Source organism: Rhizobium herbae, from assembly GCF_019511375.1.
GTDB lineage: Bacteria > Pseudomonadota > Alphaproteobacteria > Rhizobiales > Rhizobiaceae > Pararhizobium > Pararhizobium herbae_A.
In genome coordinates this window covers 634,909-657,011 of record NZ_JAEUAO010000002.1, presented here as the reverse complement: position 1 = coordinate 657,011, position 22,103 = coordinate 634,909, and the positions used below count along the sequence as shown (strand labels likewise).

The window sequence follows — 22,103 nt, the reverse complement described above, 5'->3', positions numbered from 1 at the left end:
GCATGACGGCCACGATGCATGTTTTCGATAGCAGTGCCGCCCTTGCAGAAGGGCTGGCCGGCGCCGTTGCCTCGGCGCTCTCCGCGGCCATCGCCACTCGCGGGCAAGCCTGCATCGCCGTCTCCGGCGGTTCGACACCGAAGGCCTTCTTCAAGGCGCTCTCCCGCAAGCCGATCGAATGGTCCAAAGTGGTCGTAACGCTGGTGGATGAGCGTTTCGTTGCTCCCGACAGCGACCGCTCCAACGAGAAACTCGTTCGCGACAATCTGCTGGTCGATGCCGCCGCCGCCGCCAAGCTTGAGCCGCTCTACTATCCGGCGCCGACCGCGGAAGCTGCGGCTGCAGTTGCAGCCAGGCAGACGGCCTCTATCGGCCGTCCCTTCGATGTCGCGGTCCTCGGCATGGGCAGCGACGGCCATACCGCTTCCTTCTTTCCCGGCGGTTCGCGCCTTGCAGAGGCGCTCGACCCCGCCACGCCGCGCGGCGTGATGACGATGGAAGCCGAAGGCGCTGGCGAGCCGCGCCTGACATTTACTTTCTCCAGCCTTGAGGACGCGCGGCTTCTCGTGCTCCATATCGAAGGCAACGGCAAGAAAGAGGTTCTTGCCAAGGCAGAAGCGCCCGGCGACGAGGCGGAGATGCCGATCCGGGCGATGTTGCGCCGGGCCTCGTCTCCGCTTCAGGTTTACTGGGCACCATAAAGCCAGGATCCGGGGACCCAAGACCCGGATGACTGCAACCATGCTGACTAGAGGAGTCACGAGGACTCCGGAACAGGATATATCATGTCCGCTGATTCCCGCATTGCCGCCATCACCGCCCGCATTGTCGAGCGTTCGAAACCCCACCGCGAGCCCTACCTCGATCGCGTGCGCAACGCCGCAGCGAAAGGTGTGCATCGCTCAGTTCTCGGCTGCGGCAACCTCGCCCACGGCTTCGCCGTCTGTTCCCCCTCGGAAAAGGTTGCCCTTTCGGGCGACACGGTGCCCAATCTCGGCATCATCACCTCCTACAACGACATGCTGTCGGCGCATCAGCCATTCGAGACCTACCCTGCCCTCATCCGCCAGGCGGCGCATGAAGCAGGCGGCATCGCGCAGGTGGCGGGCGGGGTGCCGGCCATGTGCGACGGCGTGACCCAGGGCCAGCCCGGCATGGAGCTTTCGCTGTTTTCACGCGACCTGATCGCCATGGCGGCGGGTATCGGCCTGTCGCACAACATGTTCGATTCTACCGTCTATCTCGGCGTCTGCGACAAGATCGTGCCCGGCCTGATGATAGCCGCCATGACGTTCGGCCACCTGCCGGCCGTTTTCATTCCGGCGGGGCCAATGACCTCCGGTCTGCCGAACGACGAGAAGTCGCGAGTGCGGCAACTGTTCGCCGAAGGCAAGGTCGGCCGCGACGAACTGCTCGAAGCCGAGTCGAAGTCGTATCATGGCCCCGGCACCTGCACTTTCTACGGCACGGCAAACTCCAACCAGATGCTGATGGAGATCATGGGCTTCCACCTGCCCGGCGCTTCCTTCATCAATCCGGGTACGCCGCTGCGCGACGCGCTAACCAGGGAAGCGACGAAACGGGCTTTGGCAATCACCGCGCTTGGCAACGAATTCACCCCGGCCGGCGAGATGATCGACGAACGCTCGATCGTCAACGGCGTCGTCGGCCTGCATGCGACCGGCGGCTCGACCAACCATACGATGCACCTCGTCGCCATGGCGCGCGCGGCTGGCATCGTGCTGACATGGCAGGATATTTCGGAACTTTCCGACATTATTCCTCTGCTTGCCCGCGTCTATCCGAACGGTCTTGCGGACGTGAATCATTTCCACGCCGCCGGCGGCATGGGCTACCTGATCGCCCAGCTCCTGAAAAAGGGGCTGCTGCACGACGATGTTCGCACCGTCTTCGGCCAGGGGCTCGACGCCTATGCGATCGACGTGAAGCTCGGTGCCAACGGCGCCGTTCACCGCGAACCGGCACCGACACAGAGCCACGATCCGAAGGTGTTGGCGACCGTCGACCATCCGTTCCAGCCAACGGGCGGCCTGAAAATGCTGACGGGCAACCTTGGCAAGGCAGTCATCAAAATTTCCGCCGTCAAGCCGGAGCGCCATGTGATCGAGGCCCCCGCCAAGATCTTCCACGACCAATCGGAGCTGCAGGCGGCCTTCAAGGAAGGCAGGCTTGAGGGCGATTTCGTCGCCGTGGTCCGCTTCCAGGGTCCCAAGGCCAACGGCATGCCGGAACTGCACAAGCTGACGACCGTGCTCGGCATCCTGCAGGATCGCGGCCAGACCGTAGCACTGGTTACCGACGGTCGCATGTCCGGCGCTTCCGGAAAGGTTCCTTCAGCGATCCACGTGACGCCGGAAGCCAAGGAAGGCGGGCCGATCGCCCGGATCCGCGAAGGCGACATCATCCGGCTCGACGCCATCCACGGTACGATCGACGTGCTCGTCGACGCGTGCGAACTGGCGAGCCGTGCGCCGGCCGAAGCCGATCTCTCGCACAATGAATTCGGGATGGGCCGTGAGATGTTCGCACCGTTCCGGGCCGCAGTCGGCGCCGCGGAACACGGTGCCAGCGTCATCTTCCACTGATGAGCAGGAGCGCCCTCGGCATCAACCGGGGGCTTCCTTTCCAGCTCCTGATTACGGCAGCGGCCCCGGATGCATGTCGCTGCGGCCGTCGTAACGCTCGATCTGCAAGTCGAAAATGTCGATGCCTTCGATGCAGCGCGCATTGACCGACACGCGCTCGCCGGGGTAGCCGGTGCGCATCAGGGCAACGCCGCATGTCGGGCAGAAATGATGGCCTTCGGTGACGCAGCGCCAGACATAGGTGGACAGGCGTCGCCGTTCGCTGAGCAGCGTTATCTTGTTGGCGGGAACCTTCCAGTGGAGAAAGCCGGAGCGCCGGCAGGTCGAACAATTGCATTCGATCAGCTCGGAAATCTCCTCGTCGACTTCAAGGAAGATATCGCCGCAATGACAGGATAGGCGATAGGGTCGTTCCATCGGTGATCATCTCGCTTTGCCGTGTCCGATGCCTATCAATCCGCCTCTCGCGAGCAGAGTCAAGCGTGTCGTCACCGACGCTCAAACGGGATCACAACCATCAGCTATAGATGTCGAGAACCCGGTTCCGGTGGTTGGGATGGGTGCTGTAGACAAAGATGCGGTTGAGGTCGCGTTCCGACATCAGGCGCAGGAATCGCGCTTCCACGAGATTGTTGGCGTGGATGCGCTTGACGATGCAGCCGATCATGCCGATGCGCGCGCTCGGAATATCGAGATAGAAGTTCTGGGGCAGCTTGAACTGCGTGGCGATGCCGATGACCGCGCTGCTTTTTGAGATCTGCAGCAATTCGCAGCGCCGCGAGGACAGGTTGAGCATACCGTTTTCGGTATATTCGATACGTGCCTCGTTGCGCGTTTCCTCCATCGGGAAGTTGGCCTCCCGATCGTACATGAAGGATTCTTCGCGGCTGAGATATGTCGGTCTGTCGGATGCCTGACCCCGCATCGCTGCTCTCCCCTGCTGTGTTTTCAAACACGTTAGCAGCGGAAATTTTAACAGAGTGTGGAACCGGGGCTGAAATCCGTGATGGTTGCAACAAAATCCGGCCGGAGCGGAGATCCGGACGGATCCGTCGAGCAACCTAAGCGCGATAGCTTTTGCCGCTTGCGTCGAACAGGTGCAGCTTGGCCTTGTCGGCGGTGAACCTAACCTTGTCACCACGCTTTATATCAAGAATGCCGGGTATCTTGGCGATGATCGGTTCGTTTGCGACCAGTCCCTCGATATAGAGAAGAGTGACCTCACCCAGCGCTTCGATGATCGCAACCGTGCCTTCGAACAGGAAGCTGTCGCCGGTCGAAACCCGCAGGTCTTCCGGGCGGACGCCGAAACTTGCCGTCTTGCCGTTTTCGGAGGCCGCGGTCGCGATGTCGAGAACATCCCGCTTGCCGCCCGTCAATTCGACCGTCGTTTCCGCGCCGGTCGCCACGATCTTCGCGGGAATGATGTTCATCGCCGGAGAACCGATGAAGCGGGCGACGAAAAGATTCGCGGGGCGCTCATAGAGTTCGAGCGGCGGGCCGACCTGCTCGATATGACCGGCAGACAGAACCACGATACGATCAGCCAACGTCATCGCCTCGACCTGGTCGTGGGTAACGTAGATCATCGTCGTGTCGGCCATCGCCTCATTCAGCTTGGCAATCTCGATGCGGGTGGCGACGCGAAGCGCCGCATCCAGGTTCGATAGGGGCTCGTCGAACAGGAACACCTTCGGATTGCGGCAAATGGCGCGGCCGATGGCAACCCGCTGGCGCTGACCACCGGACAGCGCCTTCGGCAGGCGGTCGAGGTATTTGGTGAGTTGCAGGATATCGGCGGCCGAGCGGACGCGCCGGTCAATCTCCTCCTTCGATTCCTTGGCGATGCGCATGCCGAAGGCCATGTTGTCGTAAACCGTCATGTGCGGATAGAGCGCATAGGACTGGAAGACCATGGCTATGCCGCGCTGCGACGGCGGCACGTCGTTGACCAGGCGATCGGCGATATACATTTCGCCGCCGGAGATTTCCTCAAGCCCGGCGATCATCCGCAAGAGCGTGGACTTGCCGCAGCCGGAAGGTCCGACGAACACCACGAACTCGCCCTGCTTGATCTCCAGGTCGATGCCGTGGATGACATCCACCGCGCCGTAGGATTTACGGATATCCTTCAGTTGCAAACCCGACATGTCATCCTCCCCTTCCATCTCTCATTTTTATCGGCACCCGCGGATGCCGGCTTGGTCCGATTAATCGACACGGGCGAAAAAGCCGCTCCAGGCCGGCAGCGTGATCTTGTCGTCGCCCAGATGCGTTTCGAAACCGTGCCCTTCGAGCACTTCGAGCTTTTCGACCGGGCGGGCCACGGCTGTCGCCTCGCCGCTCATATTGAACAGGCACAGGATCGTCTCATTACCGAACCTGCGCTCGAAACCGAGCACCGGCGCCTCATAGGGGCGGAACTCGATCTCTCCCTTTGCGAAGGCCGGATATTGTTTGCGAAACGCCAGGAACCGCCGATAGTGATTGAGCACCGAGCGCTGATCCGTCTGCTGCACCGAGACGGCGCGGGCGAGATGCTCCTGCGGCACCGGCAGCCAAGGTTTGCCGTCGCCAAAACCGCCATGGACGGCGCAGGCGTCCCAGACCATCGGCGTACGGCAGCCGTCACGTCCCTTGAAATCCGGCCAGAACTGGATGCCGTAGGGATCCTGCAGGTCCTCGAAGGCAAGATCTGCCTCGGTCAGACCGAGTTCCTCACCCTGGTAGATGCAAACGGAGCCGCGCAAGGTCATCAACAGGCTGGCGAGAAACTTCGCGTGCGCTTCGTGATCGCTGATGCCGAGGCTCCAGCGGCTGACATGACGGACAACATCATGGTTTGAAAACGCCCAGCAGGCCCAACCTTCCGGCGCCGCCTTGGCAAAATCATGCAGCACCTGCGCAACGCCTGCCGGCGTGAGCGGATCGGGGGCCAGGAATTCGAAGGCGTAGCACATATGCATCTTGTCGCCGCCGGACGTGTACTGGCCGGCGATCTCGAGGCCGATCTGGCTGTCACCGACTTCGCCGACGGCGGCGATCGCCGGGTACTCGTCCATGACTGCGCGGAAGCGCTTCAGGAACTCCAGGTTCTCCGGCCGGTTCTTGTCGTAGAGATGTTCCTGATAGTTATACGGGTTGACCGCCGGCGCCGTGTTGGCATTGCGGCGCTCAGGTGCGAGCGCCGGATTGTCGCGCAACTGCTTGTCGTGGAAATAGAAGTTGATCGTATCCAGCCGGAAACCGTCGACGCCGCGCTCCAGCCAGAAGCGCTCGACGGCAAGCAAAGCATCCTGAACGTCCGGATTGTGCAGGTTGAGGTCCGGCTGCGACGTCAGGAAGTTGTGCATATAGTATTGCAGCCGCGTCGGGTCCCACTGCCAGGCGGAGCCACCGAAGATGGACAACCAGTTATTCGGCGGCGTGCCGTCGGGTTTGGAATCCGACCAGACATACCAGTCCGCCTTCGGATTGAAACGGCTGGAGCGGCTTTCGACGAACCAGGGATGCTGGTCGGACGTATGCGACAGCACGAGATCGATCATCACTCGGATGCCGAGGCGGTGCGCCTCAGCGATCAGGTCGTCGAAATCGGAAAGCAGGCCGAAGATCGGATCGACACCGTTGTAGTTCGACACGTCATAGCCGAAATCCTTCATCGGCGAGGTGAAGAACGGCGAGATCCAGATCGCGTCAACGCCGAGCGAGGCGACATGCGGCAGGCGGGCGGTGATGCCCTTCAAGTCACCGATGCCGTCGCCATTGGAGTCCTGGTAGGAACGCGGGTAGATCTGATAGATCACCGCGCCGCGCCACCAGTCGCGGTCGGCCGTCAGGGTGGAACTAGCCGCCGGGGTCGTGCTCATGTTCATTTCAATCCAATTCCCATTCTCAGAATTTCAGCCGCCCTTGACCGAGCCCGCCAGCAGGCCGCGTACGAGATAGCGCTGCAGGCTGAAGAAGACGATCAAGGGAACGATGATGGTGATGAAGGCAGAAGCCGTCAGGATTTCCCAATTGCCGCCGCGCGAGCCGAGCAGGTTGACCAGGCGCCCGGTCAGCACGAGCGAATCGTTGCCCGTGCCGAGGAAGACCATGGCGACCAGCAGGTCGTTCCAGGTCCAGAGGAACTGGAAGATGGCAAAGGACGCGAGTGCGGGGAAGGAGAGCGGCAGGATAATCTTGACGAAGATATCGAAGTCGCTGGCGCCATCCACACGAGCGGACTCCATGATTTCACGCGGCAGCCCCGCCATGTAGTTGCGCAAGAGATAAATGGCGAGCGGCAGGCCGAAGCCCATATGCGCAAGCCATATGCCGACATAGGTCTTGGCCGGGACACCAAGCAAGGCTCCGACGCCGTTGTACAATTTCAGAAGCGGAATCAGCGACATCTGCAGCGGCACGACCAGCAGGCCGACGACAACGGCGATCAGGATCGCGCGGCCGGGGAACTTCATCCACGCCAGGGCATAGGCGGCAAAAGCGGCGACCAGGATCGGAATGATCGTCGAGGGTATAGCCACCGTCAGCGAGTTGATGAAGGAAGCGCCGATACCTTCCGCCCGCATGACTTCAATATAGTTGTCGAGGGTGAAGCGTGGCGGAACGGCTGCCGTATAGAAGATCCGCTGGCCGCGCGTGCCTTCCATCGCCTTGTCGGAGACAATTTCAAACGTCCCGTCAGCCTGTACGGTGAGCTTCTCGCCATCGCCGAGATCGGCGGTCTGCCCCGGCTGGAATGCCGCCGGTTCGCGGCTGTTGAAGCCGAAAGCGGAGACTTGGCCCGTCGACTGGCCCTCCAGCAAATTGCCGGAAATGACGAACTTGCCGTCCTTCTCCACCTGTTTGTCTGCGCCGGGCGCACGGTAGACGAGGCTCTGCGTCGAGGTGGAGAGAGCGGTCCACCAGCCGGAAACGGCGAGCTGGTCCTTGTCGCGGAGCGACGAGATCAACAGACCGGCGGTCGGCAGCGTCCAGAGCAGGACGAGGAGGACGACGGAGAGATGGACGAGCCAGACAAGCGGCGAACGAGCAGAAGCAATCATCTCAGCGGCCCTCCATTTCCTTGGCAGCATTGCGGATGTTCCAGATCATGATCGGGATCACCAGCACCATGATGACGACGGCAATCGCCGCGCCACGGCCGAAGTCGCCGCCACCGCGGAACATCCAGTCGAACATCAGGTTGGCGAGGACCTGGCTCTGCCACTGCCCGTTGGTCATGGCGAGAACGATATCGAAGACCTTGAGCACCAGGATGGTGATCGTCGTCCAGACGACGGCGATCGTGCCCCAGATCTGCGGGATCATGATCTTGAAGAAGATCTGCAGGCCATTGGCACCATCGATGACGGCAGCCTCGATCGTCTCTTCCGGAATCCCGCGCAATGCCGCCGACAGGATGACCATGGCAAAGCCGGTCTGGATCCAGATCAGGATCACCATCAGGAAGAAATTGTTCCAGAAGGGCAGTGTCACCCAGGCTTCCGGCGACCCGCCGAAGGCAACCACCAGCGCGTTCAGAAGACCTATCTGCTCGGAACCTTCCGGGCGGAAATCGTAGATGAACTTCCAGATGACCGAGGCGCCGACAAAGGAGATCGCCATCGGCATGAAGATCAGAGTCTTGGCGATGTTGCCCCACCAGATGCGATCCGTCAGCGCGGCAATGATCAGCCCGAAGAAGGTCGCTGCGGCCGGAACGACGAGCAACCAGAGGAAATTGTTGTAGATCGATTGGCGGAATTCGCCGTCATTGACCATCCATTTGAAATTGTTGAGGCCAACAAAGGTCTGTCCGGATTTGTCGTGGAAGCTCAGCCAAACGGATTCGATCACGGGGTAGATCAAGTAGATGGTCAGCGACACCATCGCCGGCCCGAGAAAGAGCCATGGACGGATCGTGTTGGTGATGCGCAGGTTGCGCGACGCAACCTTGCCGGTCAGACCTTTCGACGGGAAAATCCGGTCGAGAATCCAGTTCGTCCCGTAAAAATAGGCGACGCAGGCGAGAACCCCCGCGGCCATCGTTGTGACGGCAAAAAGCAACTGCTGCATGGCAACTTCCTCCCCTGCGATACATGACCATCAGCGCGGCCTATCCGCCCGTGCCGCTTGATCCCAGCACCGTCTGGATCCTGCGACAGGCAGAACGGCTGGCTGCCGGCGATGATTGGTCGCACGCCCGGCGTCACTGTCCCGTTCAGAGACGCCTTTCAACCCTCTCATCCGCTCATCCCGCTACAGGACAGCAGAGTTTCGGGTCTCCAGTCATTTTTGATTTTGGTGCCGGAACAGATCCCGGCACCGTTTCATTGGTTCAGAAGGCTGGCGGGTCGCCCTGCCGATCTTCGACGTTACTTGATCGCGTCCCAGGCCTTCTGGACGTCGGCTGCGACATCAGCGGACGACTTGCCGCCGACATAGTCGACCATACCGGTCCAGAACGCGCCAGCGCCGATCTTGCCCGGCATCAGATCGGAACCATCGAAACGGAAGGTCGTGGCGTTGAGCAGGATTTCGCCCTGCTTCTTCATCGGACCGTTGGCATAAGTGTCCTTGTTGGCGCTCTTGAGCGGCGTAAGGAAGCTCGACTGCGCCATCCAGACTTCATGCGCGATCGGCGTCTTCAGGAACTCGATGAACGCGCGCGATGCCGGCGTGTCCTTGGTGATCATGGCGAGCGTGCCAGCGCCGAGAACCGGGTTGCCGAGGTCGGCCTTGCTTGCGTAAGGCGGCATGTAGAAGAAGTCCGCATCCTCGCCGACAACCGTGCCTTCCGGGAAGAAAGACGGGATGAACGACGCCTGATGGTGCAGGTAGCACTTCGGCGGAGAGGAGAAGAGTCCCTTGGGGCTGTCGCGGAAGTCGGTGGACGCCACGGCTGCGGCACCGCCATCGACGTTCTTGTCGTTCTTCGCGAACCAGCCGAATTCATCGATCGCACCGACGACAGCCGGATCGGTGAACGGAATGGCGTTGGTGGTCCACTTGTCGTAGACGTCTGCCGGTTGCGTACGCAGCATCATGTCTTCGACCCAGTCGGTCGCCGGCCAACCGGTGGCACCGCCGGAACCGAGGCCGATGCACCACGGCGTGCCGCCATCGGCAACGATCTTCTCGGTGAGCGCCTTAAGCTCTTCCATGGTCTTCGGAACTTCATAGCCCGAGTCCTCGAAGTTTTCCGGCACGTACCAGACCAGCGACTTCACGTCGATCTTGTAGGGGAATGCGTAGAGCTCCTTCTTGCCGTCCTTGCCCGCATAGGTCGACAGATCGACCCAAGACTGACCGGCAGCGTAGTTGTCGAGAAGCCACTTCTGGGTCTCCTCGCCAAGCGGCGTCAGATAGCCTTTCGAAGCAAGATCGGCGATCAGGCCCGGCTGCGGCAGGACGGCGACGTCCGGCGGGCTGCCGGCCTGCGTATCGATGACGATCTGCTGCTCGTAGTTTTCGGAGGACGAGTATTTCACGTCCACGCCGGTCGCATCGCGGAAATAATCCAGTACCGACTCGACCAGCGCCTGGTCTTCCCCGCGCCACGGGCCGAAGATCGTCAGCGTCTGACCCTTGAGATCATGACCCTTCTTGAATTCCTCGTAGCTTCCCCAGTTGAATTTCGAATCCTCGCCCGGCTTGAATTTCAGCTCGGCGGCATTGGCGGCGCCCGCCACAAGCGCGATGGCTGCCACTCCCATCAAGAATGTTCTCTTCACGTCATTTCCTCCCAAGAAAGACCCCGCCAATTCGGCGCCGGGCGAACATCATTGCGCCTCGAAATTCAAAGCGCTTTGAGTTTGCTAACAAATCATTTCGACCGGCACGAAGTCAAGGACTTTCCCGTAAACGGCGAAAAATCAGCTAAATCCTGCAACGCAGCGAATGTTTGCGATGCAATAAAGTGGATTTTTCTGGTTGACTGCTACCACCGGTGATACAAAATCCGCCGCGCGCTGTGGATGGAAAGCAAAAATCAAATGCGAATCAAAGCGCTTTGGGAGGACGCGCGGACCATGAATGTGAACTTGAAACAGCTCGCAGAAATGTTGGGCCTGTCGCAAACGACGGTCAGCCGGGCGCTCAACGGATATCCGGAAGTCAACGCCGAAACACGCCAGCGGGTTTTAAGCGCCGTGCGAGAAACAGGGTACCGGCCGAACCGCGCCGCCCAGAGACTGGCAACCGGCCGGGCAGGCTCCATCGGTCTCGTGATGCCGATCGCCCGGGGGATCGATTCGGACGTCCATTTCGGCGAATTCCTGGCCGGACTCGGCGAGGAGTCCGTCAGGCACGATTTTCATTTCGTCATCAATCCGAGCGCGCCCGACGACGAAGAAGCAACGTTCAAGCGGCTGGCCGCCAGCGGCAATGTCGATGCGCTGTTCCTCGCCTATGTGCGCGCCAACGATCCGCGCATCGCCATGCTGAAATCGCTGTCGATCCCCTTCGTCGTCCACGGACGGGCAATCGGACAGCCGGCCGACTACCCCTTCCTCGACATCGACAACACCGCGGCCTTCTATGACGCGGCGCGGCTTCTCATTCAGCTCGGACACCGGCGGATAGCCCTGATCAACGGCCCGGCCAATCTGACTTTTTCGATCCGCCGCAAAAAGGGCATGCAGCGCGCGCTGGAGGAAAGCGGCCTGCCTTTCGACGAGAGCCTGTCGCAGCATTCGCTGATGACGGATGAATATGGCCATCGCGCGATGCAGCAGTTTCTCGAGCGCGACGAGCCGCCGACCGCCGTTCTGTGTTCCAGTACGGTGATGGCCCTCGGCGCGGTCAGAGCAATCAACAAGGTCGGCTTGCAACTCGGCACGGATATCTCGCTGATCGCCCATGACGACGTGTTGCCGATGCTGAAGCCGGAAAATTTCAGCGTCCCGCTGACGACCACGCGCTCGTCGCTCAGGGCCGCCGGCTCGCGTATCGCCGCCCGATTGATTTCCCGCATCATGAAGACCGGAGACTATCCGGATCAAGAACTCTGGCGGGCGGAACTGATCGTCAGGGCCTCGACCGGTCCTGCACCGAAGTCATAGGGCGGGCAGCCACGGATGCGTCAGAATTTCGGCGCCTTCTTGCCGGCCTTGCGGTAGGCGGCAATGACGGTATTGGCCATCAGCATGGCGATGGTCATCGGGCCAACGCCACCTGGAACCGGCGTTATGACCTCGGCAACTTCTGCGCATTCCGCGAAAGCGACATCACCGACGAGGCGGAACTTGCCCTCTCCCTTTTCGGGCGCGGCAATGCGATTGATGCCGACATCGATGACAGTCGCGCCGGGCTTCACCCAGTCGGCCTTGACCATTTGCGGACGGCCAACGGCAGCAACGAGGATATCGGCGCCGCGGCAGACGGAGGGCAAATCCTTGGTGCGCGAATGGGCGATGGTCACGGTCGCGTTGGCCGCGAGCAGCAATTGCGCCATCGGCTTGCCAAACAGGTTGGAGCGGCCAATGACGACGGCGTTCAGACCGGAGAGATCTTCTCCATGCGTGCGCCTGACGAACACCATGGCGCCGGCCGGCGTGCAGGATACAAGACCGCCGTCGAGATCGCCGGTCGCGACCTTGCCGGCATTGACGACATGCAGGCCGTCAACATCCTTTTCCGGCAGGATGGACTGGATGATCGGCTCGGACTTAAGATGCTTTGGCAGGGGAAGCTGCACGAGGATGCCGTGCAGGCTTTCATCCTCGTTCAAGGTCTGAACCAGAGCCGCGAGTTCCTCCTGCGTCGTTTCCTCGGGCAGCGTGTGCTGGACGGAGGTGAAACCGCATTCCTTCGCCATCCTGCTCTTGGCGGAAACATAGGCATGGCTTGCAGGGTCGTTACCGACGATGACGACGGCCAGACCGGTCTTGATGCCCGTCTCGTCCTGCAGCGTCTGCGACGCGGCTTTCACGGCGTCGATCACCGAAGCTGCAACTTGCTTGCCATCAATCACGGTCGTCACGGTGTTCTCCCAGATTTTCGCTTGTTCCGTTTCACTCTAGTTTCAGAAACAAATATGAATGGCCTCAATGCGTCCTATGCTGTCCAGATCGAATAAATTCAAGTCCGATCGGGCGGTCGCGCTGCGGAAACACGACCGGTCCGCGATTTTCTATCATTGTTGCAGAATGAAGCTGACGGGCCGCTCGCCGCGCACAAACCAGCAAAATCGATTAACGCTGTTCGCCGAGGCGCGATCTCGCATAGCGCTCGACACGGGCGCGCAGCGCGCGCAAATCCGCCTGAACCTGCGCCATGTTGCCGCTATCCTGTTCCTGCTTCCGCAGGTGGTCGCTGAGGAGAGACGGGGCTGCGTCCCGGCGTGCGGGAAGAACTGAGAGGGCAGCCGCCGAGGCAGCCGCATGATGCACCGACGGCACCCGCATGCGGTGCTCCGCCAGGACGGGCAATGGGTCGGCGACGTTTTCCGAGCCCGCCCGCCCGGCCGGATGAAAATGATCCTGCCCGGGCAGGTCGCGCTGAGGAACTGCACTCACCGGTTGGTTCGACCGTTGGAACAAGTCTCTCAGGCTTCTGTAGGCGCCGAGCGCGATGCCCAGCCCGACGCCTGCCGCGAACCCTGCAATCAGACCGCCGATCGCGATCAGCTTGCGTGAGGGACCTCTGGCCTGCAGCGGCGGCTGCGCGGACGAGATGACGCGGATATTCTTCGAGGTGAGCTTTTCCTCCTCGCCGGTTTCGCTGGCCCGCTTCAGGAAGGACTCGTAGATGGTTCTGGTCGCATTCGCCTTGCGCTGCAGTTCGCGCAATTCGATGAAGTCGGCGGAGGAATTGACCTGCTGCGCCTTGCGAACCGCCAATTGCTGGACGAGATCTTGCTCGGTGCGGACAGCGCGCTGCAACTCGGTCTGCGCCGTTGCCTCGATGCGGCGAAGCTCGTTACCGATTTCGGAACGCGCAACCTCGAGCGACTGGACGGCGGCAAGTCTCTGGGGATGGCGCGGTCCCAGGCTCGCGTCGAGCGCACTCAATTGCGCGCGCGCCGTCGAATACTGCTTGCGCAACTCCTGCAGGCTAACCGAGCTCAATTCCTCAGGAAACGCGCCGCTGAGGACGTCATTCAACCGGGTCTTCGTGGCCACGTCCGCCTTGGCTCTCGCCTCGGCAATGCGGCTGCGCACGGCGGCAACCTGATCGTTGAGGGAAAGAAGCTGCTTGTCGGAAATCAGTTTACCGTCCGCATCGACGATGTCGTGGTCGGCCTTGTATTTTTCGACCGCGTTTTCAGCAGTATCCAACTCCTTGCGCAGATCAGCCAACCGCCTGTCCAGCGAGGCCGTGGTTTTCTGGAAGAAGCCGGACTGAGCCGCCTGCTCCTCTGCGAGGAATGTCGAAACAAGACGGTTGGCGATCAGCGCGGATTTTGCCGGATCGCGGGTCTGCACCTCGACGGTGACGATGAAGGTCTTCGGATCGCGCGATACGCTGACGGCTTCGCTCAATGTTTCGAGCGTCCGCGGATTGACGCCCGATGCCGGCGCCGGCTTTCCCTTGGCGGGAGAAACAATCTCGCGGATGACGCCGATCCCGGCGTTCAGGCCGCCCTTGCTCGCGGAACTTCCGCCGAATTCCGCGTCACGGTCGAGACCCAGATCAATCGCTACTTTCTCGAGAACCGTGCGCGATCGCAGCACTTCGAGCTGACTGTCGACCAGCGCCAGAATGGCCTCTGTCGCCAGGCTTTCCTTGGACAGGTCCGAATCCGTCAGCCGCACCTCGCGCGGATCGATATAGAGCTTGCTCTCGGAAACGTAGACGCTGGGGGTCGAGATGGCGAGCAGCACGCCGCCCACCGCACCGGCAACCGTCAATGCCACGACAACCTTGCGAAGCTGCCAGACTGATCTGAGGATCGTGGCAAGGTCGATCAACGGCCGATCCTGTCCCGGGGGCACTTCGAAGGAGGAAGGCGCCGCCAGCGAAGAATAACCGGCAACAGCATTCTGCGTCTCGGTTGCTTGTGCCGGCCCCACCTTGTCGATGCCACGCGTGAACCAGCCGGCAAGGATACCATCGGTTTTGTTCGGCTCGTGTACGGTCTCCTGGCGTGCGCGACGCCGGTCCTTGCGCACCTGTCCCGCGTGCGGCTCGACCACCGGGCTGCCCAGCCGGCTCAGCAGCGCGGCAGCGCCATGCACTGGTGTGCGGCGCGCTGCTGAGGCTGAGGATGGTGACGGATGGCGCGACGGTTCCGCCCCGCTTGACGAAACTTCAAGAAGGGATCGCCGAACCACAGTCCGTTTGTTGTCATCCGGATCAAACATCGAGGCCTGCAAGCGCCCGCGATCGGGCAAAGGACGAATTATGAACGAAGCTTAGATTTTTATGGGAAACAAACCGTTAACATCCGGCCGCCAGCGCCCGGCAATAGCTAATCCTGCGCTTCAAACTGGTCATTAAGCTTTATCAACTAGAAACGGGACAGCACATCTGGACGCAAAGCACGTGATCGCCTTCGCCAAGACCCTCTATGCGCGCCACAGCGGCGTGATCCACGCCTATCTTTCCATGACGGGCGGGTCGGCAGGCAGGCTCGTACTGTCCCTTGTCTATTTCATCTGTATCGCCAACGGCCTTTCGGTCGCGGAGTTCGGCCTGTTCGCGACGGCGTCCGCCGCCGGCATCATGATTTCGCGGGTGCTCGCCTTCGGCTTCATGTCGCCGCTCTACCGCGTTGCCACGGTCAAACCCTTGCTGCTCGGCACCTATAGTGCCGGGTTTGCAGCCGGTGCCCTCCTCTCTTTGCCGTTCATCGTCATTTTATCCCTTGCCGTTTACTACGCCGTCTTCGAACGCGACATGGCGCTTGGCGTCTTCCTCACTTTCATGGCTGCCGAAATCATCTGCTGGCGCGGGCTGGAAGTTGTCGTCATCGTGCTCAACGGCCTCGGACGCTTCGGTCGCGCCGCGCTGATGGTGGTGATCGGCACGGGCATGCGCACGGCGGCGGCGCTTGCCTTTTCGCTGTCGCACTGGACGTCACTCGCGGATTGGTCGCTGCTTTACCTTGCAGCCAACGGGATCGCGCTGTTGATCGCCATCATCTGGTTTTTTCCCAAGGTGCGGCTGCGCTGGCGGCCGGAACTCTACATTCGCCGCTGGGTGGATTCCGTCTCGGTCGCAGGTTCCGAAGTGCTGTTCTACGTCCAATCGGAATTCGACAAGATCGCCGTGCTTGCCATCGGCGGCCCTGAGGTTTCTGGCATCTATGCGATCATCATGCGGCTGGCGGACCTGACGGCGCTTCCGGTGCGTTCGTTCAACATGCTGCTGGTGCAGAAGATCATGCGCACGCCTGGCACGATCTCATCCTGGCGCACCCGCCTGTCAATCGAAGCGCTTGTCGCGGCCGTATCGTTGCTGGCGATCGCAGCGATGGCTTTCTATCTCTGGATTTTGCCGCGCGGGCTGGGAAACAACGTCGCGGAGGCGGCGCCCTACCTGATGGCGGTGCTTCTGGTGCCCTCGTTCCGCAATCTGGTCGAATATCAAGCCGAACTGCTCTATGCGACGGGTCGCACCGTGCGCCGGATGTTCAACCTGGTGGTCGCAGGCGTGGTGAAGCTCGCCCTGCTCGCCACCGTCTTCACGGCCAGCACCGATGTCTCCTCTTGGGCGCCCCTGCTCAATGGCGTGTATCTGGCGCTCTATGGTGTGTCTTTCGCGCTCACCTATAGCGCGCTGCGCCGCGAAACTGGCCGGGCGATCTGAGGTCGATCAAGCGGCGCGTTCGAGAACGATGTTGCGGATGTCGGCGAGATCGTGCCCGACGAAGGATTGCACGCCGATGCCGATGTGATGCGGCGACATATCACGAAGAAAATGCCTGAGGCCGCCGATATCGCGCGCATAGCTGTCGTCGAACCAGAGGACGTGGCAGAGCCCGTCGGGAGATGCCGCGTGGCCCTCGCCTTTCAATACCTCATCGACGAAACGGCCGTAGATCATGCATTCCGAAAACTGCCGCGATCGGATGACCGCGCGGACCCAGTCGCGACCATGCAGAGCCTCGACGTGATCGAGCAGTGCCCGACAGCTATCGGTGCGCCAGGCTATCAGTGTGTTGATGTAATCGTTGGCGGGCAAGGCAAAGGGGCCGATGCGTAGCAGCCTGTCGGAATGGGCAAGCCATTCGAGATGATTGGAGCGCATCCGCTCGCCGATTGCCCCGTCCTTGCGATAGAGCGTCAACCGGTCACCCTGCCAGAGATCGGCAGGATCGAAGTCGCGCAGGAAAACCACATCGGAATCGGCCGCGAACATCGTCTCTTCCTTGATGTGACGGCACAGTGCCAGCCGGCGCAATTGCTGCACATGCCAGCCACGCAAGGGAAGGCTGTAGGGACTGATCCAGAGTTTGCGGCGCCCCCCCGACATCGGATCCGGCACGGCACGCAGCCACCAGGGCAAAAGATCGCTCTCGCTAATGACCTGACGGCGTGAGCCTTCCAATTGGCGAAACAGGGCAGCGTCGAACGGGGCGACCAGCAGGTAATGAACCCAATCGCCCTTCAGCCGCATATCCATGCTTTCGCACAGCAGGCGGCATCGCTCGAAATCATTGGCATAGGAAGCCGTCACGACAGCGGTGCGCATCATGGTATCCGTCAGAACGATCGAGATTCGGCGGGCTGGCCGCCGACGGGCGATGCCTTCGCGCGCCCTGCCAGCTTGTGGCGGACAATGTAGTACATGAACAGCGGATTTCCCAGGAGATAGCGACGCCACAGGCGCTTCGGCTCGTGAACCAGCCGGTGCAGCCACTCCAGCCGCAAACGCCGGACGGTCGCTGATGCACGCGGCACCTCCTCCGCCATGAAGTCGAAGAGCGCACCGACGCTGATCACCAGCCGCCCATGGCCGGGACCAACATGGCGGTCGATCCATTTCTCCTGCTTCGGGCTACCCATCGCGATCAGCAGGATGTCCGGCTCGAGTTCGCGAACCCTCGCCATCACCTCGTCCGATTGGGCCACCTCGAAAAAGCCGTCGGAGACCGGAATGAACTCGTGCCACGGCGAATGCTTTTGGAAATTCTCGGCCGCCCGCTTCAAGATCTCCGCACGCGCGCCGATCATCGCGACACGCCTCGGCGTCGTCATATAGGTCATCAGTGCCGGCACGAAATCGGTACCGTTGAGATTGGCCGGGAAGATCTTCCCGTGGAACAGCCACGAGGCGATGTCGACACCGTGCCCGTCGGGCAGGACGATATGGCGCTTGAGCGCGGCCCGATATTCCGGATCGCGCATCATCAGATTGGCATTGTTGGCATTGAGGAACGAAATGACCGTCTGCCCGATCGGCAGCGCCACGATCTCGTCGGTAAAGGCGAATGCATCCGCCCAGCCGAAGTCGCAGACCGGTATGTCAAGAATCATCCGCTGCGATGCAGTGATTGATGGGTTAGGGGAGACATTCATGGTGATTTTCCTCCCTCGAGCACGGCAAAGCCATGGGATGCAGTGCGGGCTTTCTTTTCCATCGCGAATGGCGTCTCTGCGGAGAAGCGCTGAGCAGGCGTCGAAGTGGGTTTTGCCAAACCGGCAAGACCCCGCTCGAGTGTTCCGAGCAACCTGGCTTTTTGCGCCCGATGGAAGGCCGCGCCCGCAATGCGCTGGCGATCACCGGCCCGCACCCGCGCCACCTTGTCGGTCAGCAGCCGCGCGAATTCGGCCGGATCGTCGGCGACAGAACAATTGGCCGGGATCTCGCCAATGCCGCGCAAGGAGGCGCGCGTGGCCACGCTCGGCATGCCGAGTTCGAAGGTCTCGATGGTTTTCAGCTGGACGCCGGTGCCGCCGCGGCTGACCAGCGGGATGACGGCGCCGGCCTCGACGAAGGCGCGGGCATCCGGAACCCTGCCGAAGAAACGCAGGCCGGGATGGGAAACTGCGGGCGCATCCGGCATCTGCCCGGCAATGCCGATCGACATATCGGCTGGCAGAAGCGGCATAACCTTGGAAAGGAACCAATCGAGCCCGATCCGGTTCGGCTTCCAGCTCCAGGTGCCGATCAACGCCAGATCATATTCCGGCAGTCTTGCGACACCGTTTTCCGGCAGTTCCCAACGCGTTACCAATGGCAGGACGGCGGCGCGATCCGAGACCGCGGAACCGAAGCCGAAACGATCGGCTTCGGCGAACGTCCAGACCGCGGCAGCACCCCGCGTGAGTTGCCGCTCGACCCGTTCAAGGAGACTGGCCTCACGTTTGAACAGAAATCGCTCCAGCAATCCGGACGCCGACGCCGCATTCTCGAGCGCAGAATCGGCCTCGACGTTATGGGCGACATAGATCGTCGGATGCTTCTGGAACACGGCGGAGAAAGCGCCCGGCAATTGTACGGAATTGAGGATGATCGCGTCGAACGGCCGGAGGCCCTGCAGCAGCATCTCGATATGCTCGGGGCCTTTCTTCAGCATCTTTGCCGAAGACAGGGTCGTTCGATTGAGAATGGCGGTTGCCAGCCAGCGAAGTTTCGTTGCAACGCCAACCTTGGCGTTGGCGACTTCGAGCTCGCCCAAGAGACATGTCTCGCTCTGCGCAGCCGCAGCCTGCCCCGGCTGGAGATAGCCGACGACGCTTACCCGGTGGCCGAGCGCGCAAAGGCCGTCCAGAAGGATACGATTGGCAATGTCGAATCCCGATGAAGGGTGCTCCACCGGTACCAGAGAGGAAACCAAAACGAGATGCATGCTGCCACGCGAGACCTGAGAACAACTGCGCGGACTGTAGCAACGCGGCGTGAAATCCCCTTTAAATCATTAATTCAAAAGCGAATTTGGAAATTTAGTATCTGTTTAGGAAGATTTGCTTTAGTGTTTGCCAATGCGATGCCTTCAACAGGTTCCCACCATGACCCCGCCTGCCCCGGATGTGACCGTGTTCTACCAGACGACGGTGGATGCGGCAGAGAGCGTCGAACTCGTCGTCACCCTGCCGACATTCCGGCGGCCCGAACATCTGATCAAGACCCTGAAAACCGTGATTTCACAGGAGCCTGGGAGCCCCTTTGCGATCGTGGTGATGGAAAATGACGCAGACGGTCTTGAAGGAGCCGAGGCGGCAAGAACGTTTTTTGCCGGCCATCGGATCAACGCGGTTGTGTTGATCGCGCATCGGCGCGGCAATTGCCACGCCTATAATGCCGGCTGGTCGATGGCGCTTACCCTCTACCCCAATCTTAAATCCATCGCCGTTATCGACGACGACGAGATTGCCGCGCCCGACTGGCTAGACCGTCTCATATCGGTACATAGACAGACGAGAGCGGATCTGGTGGGTGGACCGCAACTGCCCGATTTCGAGGATCAGAGGCGCAATGACCAGAAGCGTCACCCCGTCTTCATGCCTCACTACGAGACAACCGGCTTGGTGCCCATCCTCTATTCCTCCGGAAACGTGCTGATAACGCGGCCCGTCCTCGACGCCATGCCGCAGCCGTTCCTCGATCCGGTGTTCAATTTCATCGGTGGGGGTGACAGCGACTTCTACCGCCGCTGCAAGGAGAACGGTTTCACATTCGCCTGGGCGGCCGAGGCCTGGGTTGCCGAGACGATCCCAGCGCGACGGACGGAAGTGTCCTGGATCAGGGCGCGAAGCCTGAGGAATGGCGCGATTTCGGCACTGCTCGAGCATCGCGCGGCACCGGGACTTGCCGGCCGCATGAAGACAATTGCCAGATCGCTGGCCTTGCTTGCCGCCTCGCCCATTCGCGGCTTTTCCCTGTGGCGATCAACCCGGCTTCCCGCCGCGGGGCTTTACCATTTTTACGTGGCTTGGGGCCGGTTGATGGTGGAACTCGGCCTCGTCAACGAGCAGTACCGCAACCCGGAAAAGAACTGAGAAACGCCATACGATCTTACTTCGCGGCGGCTGCGGCGCGCCTTTCGGCCTCAGGGATCTCGTCGTGGGCGGTTTCTCCGTTCTTGTCGACGATCGCAACAGGCTGCTGCTGCGGCTGGCTCGCACCCTTGGCAATTCGGGCGACATCCGCCTTCGACAGATATTCCAGCTGTTCGACAAGCACGTCGAAGATCACTTCGTCGCGCATGTCCTTGTTCAACCCGTCTTTCACCGTCGTCTTGAATTGGGCTAGGTCGAAACTGGTGTTGTCGGCGACGTTGATCAACTTCTTGCCGACAAGAATGTCAAACAGCGCGTTCGTCACCGTCTCCTTGAGCGGCACGTCCAGGTGCTTGATCTTGTTCTTGTCGACGGCAAAGGACAGTTTCGTCAGGAAATAGCCCTGCACCGCCCCGTCAGTGATCACCGGTACCGTAATAATTTCGCCTGGAACATATTGCTGCAATGCGCGGCGATCTGCCTCCGCATCCGATTCCACCGGCGCCGAGGCATGCTGGATCGAGAAATAGACGGAACCCAGCGTGACCGCGCAGACCCAGACACCGGTGAAAACGAGCTTCAACATTACAAGTACCGGAACTGCTGTTCGGAGTAGATGCCATCCGCCTCCGCATTCTGTACGGCGGCCTTGAGAATTTCCACCACCGACCGGCAGGCTTCCATATGAGCGTTCACCTTCTGCGAATTCGCCAGAAGCTTCGACTTGATATGCCGTGTCTGCGAAACGAAGGCCGGCGAAATCTCGCTTGGCGCGGTGTTGCGATGCAACATCGTCAACTCATACAGGCAACGACTCTTGCGGGCATTGGATGCCTTCAGATCGAAGCTCGGATCGACGCCGATCCGGTTATTCTCGTTGTCGAGGATCATTTCGAGGCGGCCCAGAACGTTCTGGATACGCACGTCACCCGATGCTGCAACTTCCATCTTATTTCGCTCCCGTTGGCGCCGGCATCATGCGGATCCTGTGCTTGTCAGATGCGCGGCGCGTTATGTGTCAGTTCGGAGAATCCGCGGGATTGCCTCAGGCCTGTTCGTTCTCGTTGCCAGTGTCCATGAAATTGGCGATCGCCTTGCGCTCGTATTCCTGCACCATGCTAAGCGCGACATTGTTATCGTTGCCGTTGAGCGATGCATTCACGCGATCCGGGCCGTCCGATCCGACGATCCGGTCGGTGATCATGCTTTCGGCGATCCCAACGCCGTCGCCCTGCGCCATGACGTTGCCGATCTGCTCAGCCATCATGCTTTTCCACATGTCGCCGGAAGTGCCCTTGCCGTAAACCTCTTCGCTCTCGGTGGGCAGCATCGATTTCACGAAGTTCTGCAAAACCATGGCCTCGAACTTGCGGTAGCTTTCCGGGATCTTCTTGGCCTCGGCGCGATTGCTGATATCGCCAAGGCTGTTGGTTGGGCTGTCGTGATTGAGGACCGCAACCGTATTGGCAAAGCCGGTCCCGTTTTCAGCAAGGCTCGTTGCCTGGAAGGCAGCTCGATTAGCTTTCAGCCGCGCCTGCGCCTCCTGCACTTCGGCCGGATCGGCGGCCCGCACGACGTCCAACACCAGATCGCTTGGAGGAGAAATGGCCATGTGGTTTCC

At 60.9% G+C, this 22,103-nt stretch carries 20 protein-coding genes; 5 read left to right on the top strand and 15 right to left on the bottom strand.

Translation table 11 applies throughout. The annotated features are described in order from the left end of the window. Positions 1–2: 2 nt before the first annotated feature. Together pgl and edd are read left to right on the top strand one after the other, a co-directional pair. A complete protein-coding gene (gene pgl / locus JNB71_RS10380; protein ID WP_220371716.1) occupies positions 3–701 on the top strand; it encodes a 6-phosphogluconolactonase in 699 nt (232 codons plus the stop codon). A gap of 84 nt (positions 702–785) precedes the next feature. Beyond that, positions 786–2,606: a phosphogluconate dehydratase gene (gene edd / locus JNB71_RS10375; RefSeq protein WP_220371715.1), complete on the top strand. Its 1,821-nt coding sequence runs from the start codon at positions 786–788 to the stop codon at positions 2,604–2,606. A gap of 51 nt (positions 2,607–2,657) precedes the next feature. Here edd and JNB71_RS10370 read toward each other — a convergent pair whose 3' ends face one another. The 7 genes from JNB71_RS10370 to JNB71_RS10340 all read right to left on the bottom strand — a co-directional run bounded on the left by JNB71_RS10370 (position 2,658) and on the right by JNB71_RS10340 (position 10,327). Next, positions 2,658–3,023, bottom strand: a complete 366-nt coding sequence (locus tag JNB71_RS10370; RefSeq protein ID WP_018324216.1) for a GFA family protein — start codon at positions 3,021–3,023, stop codon at positions 2,658–2,660. A gap of 100 nt (positions 3,024–3,123) precedes the next feature. Beyond that, positions 3,124–3,531, bottom strand: a complete 408-nt coding sequence (locus JNB71_RS10365) for a hypothetical protein (protein WP_220371714.1) — start codon at positions 3,529–3,531, stop codon at positions 3,124–3,126. A 136-nt stretch (positions 3,532–3,667) separates the two neighbouring features. Continuing rightward, complete coding sequence (locus JNB71_RS10360) at positions 3,668–4,756, bottom strand: ABC transporter ATP-binding protein (protein WP_220371713.1); 1,089 nt, start codon at positions 4,754–4,756, stop codon at positions 3,668–3,670. A gap of 60 nt (positions 4,757–4,816) precedes the next feature. Next, a complete protein-coding gene (locus JNB71_RS10355) occupies positions 4,817–6,481 on the bottom strand; it encodes an alpha-glucosidase family protein (RefSeq protein ID WP_220371712.1) in 1,665 nt (554 codons plus the stop codon). 27 nt (positions 6,482–6,508) lie between these two features. Then, the gene (locus JNB71_RS10350) at positions 6,509–7,657 is read right to left on the bottom strand and encodes a carbohydrate ABC transporter permease (protein ID WP_220371711.1); all 1,149 of its coding nucleotides are present in this window, start codon (positions 7,655–7,657) and stop codon (positions 6,509–6,511) included. A gap of 1 nt (position 7,658) precedes the next feature. Further along, complete coding sequence (locus JNB71_RS10345; protein ID WP_220371710.1) at positions 7,659–8,669, bottom strand: carbohydrate ABC transporter permease; 1,011 nt, start codon at positions 8,667–8,669, stop codon at positions 7,659–7,661. Between the two features lie 299 nt (positions 8,670–8,968). Next, entirely contained in the window at positions 8,969–10,327 is a 1,359-nt protein-coding gene (locus JNB71_RS10340; protein WP_026203054.1) for an ABC transporter substrate-binding protein, read from the bottom strand. A gap of 297 nt (positions 10,328–10,624) precedes the next feature. On the opposite strand from JNB71_RS10340, the gene JNB71_RS10335 reads away from it, so the two are divergent. Beyond that, entirely contained in the window at positions 10,625–11,656 is a 1,032-nt protein-coding gene (locus JNB71_RS10335; RefSeq protein WP_220371709.1) for a substrate-binding domain-containing protein, read from the top strand. Between the two features lie 20 nt (positions 11,657–11,676). On the opposite strand, the gene folD is transcribed toward JNB71_RS10335, so the two are convergent. Continuing rightward, entirely contained in the window at positions 11,677–12,576 is a 900-nt protein-coding gene (gene folD / locus JNB71_RS10330) for a bifunctional methylenetetrahydrofolate dehydrogenase/methenyltetrahydrofolate cyclohydrolase FolD (protein ID WP_220371708.1), read from the bottom strand. 211 nt (positions 12,577–12,787) lie between these two features. Further along, positions 12,788–14,773 carry a GumC family protein gene (locus JNB71_RS10325; protein WP_220371707.1) on the bottom strand — a complete coding sequence of 662 codons (1,986 nt, stop codon included), beginning with the start codon at positions 14,771–14,773 and terminating at the stop codon, positions 12,788–12,790. A gap of 307 nt (positions 14,774–15,080) precedes the next feature. Here JNB71_RS10325 and JNB71_RS10320 point away from each other — a divergent pair, with 307 nt between their 5' ends. Further along, on the top strand, positions 15,081–16,346 hold the full coding sequence (locus JNB71_RS10320; RefSeq protein WP_220371706.1) for a lipopolysaccharide biosynthesis protein: 1,266 nt from the start codon (positions 15,081–15,083) through the stop codon (positions 16,344–16,346). A gap of 6 nt (positions 16,347–16,352) precedes the next feature. Here JNB71_RS10320 and JNB71_RS10315 read toward each other — a convergent pair whose 3' ends face one another. From JNB71_RS10315 to JNB71_RS10305, 3 genes are read right to left on the bottom strand one after another with little or no spacing between them, the layout of a single operon-like run. Continuing rightward, complete coding sequence (locus tag JNB71_RS10315; protein ID WP_262927098.1) at positions 16,353–17,231, bottom strand: DUF6492 family protein; 879 nt, start codon at positions 17,229–17,231, stop codon at positions 16,353–16,355. An 11-nt stretch (positions 17,232–17,242) separates the two neighbouring features. Continuing rightward, complete coding sequence (locus JNB71_RS10310; protein ID WP_220371704.1) at positions 17,243–18,058, bottom strand: WecB/TagA/CpsF family glycosyltransferase; 816 nt, start codon at positions 18,056–18,058, stop codon at positions 17,243–17,245. After that, on the bottom strand, positions 18,055–19,332 hold the full coding sequence (locus JNB71_RS10305; RefSeq protein ID WP_220371703.1) for a glycosyltransferase: 1,278 nt from the start codon (positions 19,330–19,332) through the stop codon (positions 18,055–18,057). Before JNB71_RS10305 ends, JNB71_RS10310 begins: the two co-directional genes overlap by 4 nt. Positions 19,333–19,492: 160 nt before the next feature. Between JNB71_RS10305 and JNB71_RS10300 the strand changes: the two genes are divergently transcribed. Next, positions 19,493–20,482: a glycosyltransferase family 2 protein gene (locus JNB71_RS10300; protein WP_220371702.1), complete on the top strand. Its 990-nt coding sequence runs from the start codon at positions 19,493–19,495 to the stop codon at positions 20,480–20,482. 16 nt (positions 20,483–20,498) lie between these two features. On the opposite strand, the gene JNB71_RS10295 is transcribed toward JNB71_RS10300, so the two are convergent. The 3 genes from JNB71_RS10295 to JNB71_RS10285 all read right to left on the bottom strand — a co-directional run bounded on the left by JNB71_RS10295 (position 20,499) and on the right by JNB71_RS10285 (position 22,094). Continuing rightward, positions 20,499–21,068, bottom strand: a complete 570-nt coding sequence (locus JNB71_RS10295; RefSeq protein WP_220371701.1) for a hypothetical protein — start codon at positions 21,066–21,068, stop codon at positions 20,499–20,501. Then, positions 21,068–21,430 (bottom strand): hypothetical protein, encoded by a 363-nt coding sequence (locus JNB71_RS10290; RefSeq protein ID WP_112859478.1) that lies wholly within the window; start codon positions 21,428–21,430, stop codon positions 21,068–21,070. The genes JNB71_RS10295 and JNB71_RS10290 overlap by 1 nt, the downstream gene beginning before the upstream one ends. A 97-nt stretch (positions 21,431–21,527) precedes the next feature. Further along, on the bottom strand, positions 21,528–22,094 hold the full coding sequence (locus tag JNB71_RS10285; protein ID WP_220371700.1) for a rod-binding protein: 567 nt from the start codon (positions 22,092–22,094) through the stop codon (positions 21,528–21,530). Positions 22,095–22,103: the final 9 nt, after the last annotated feature.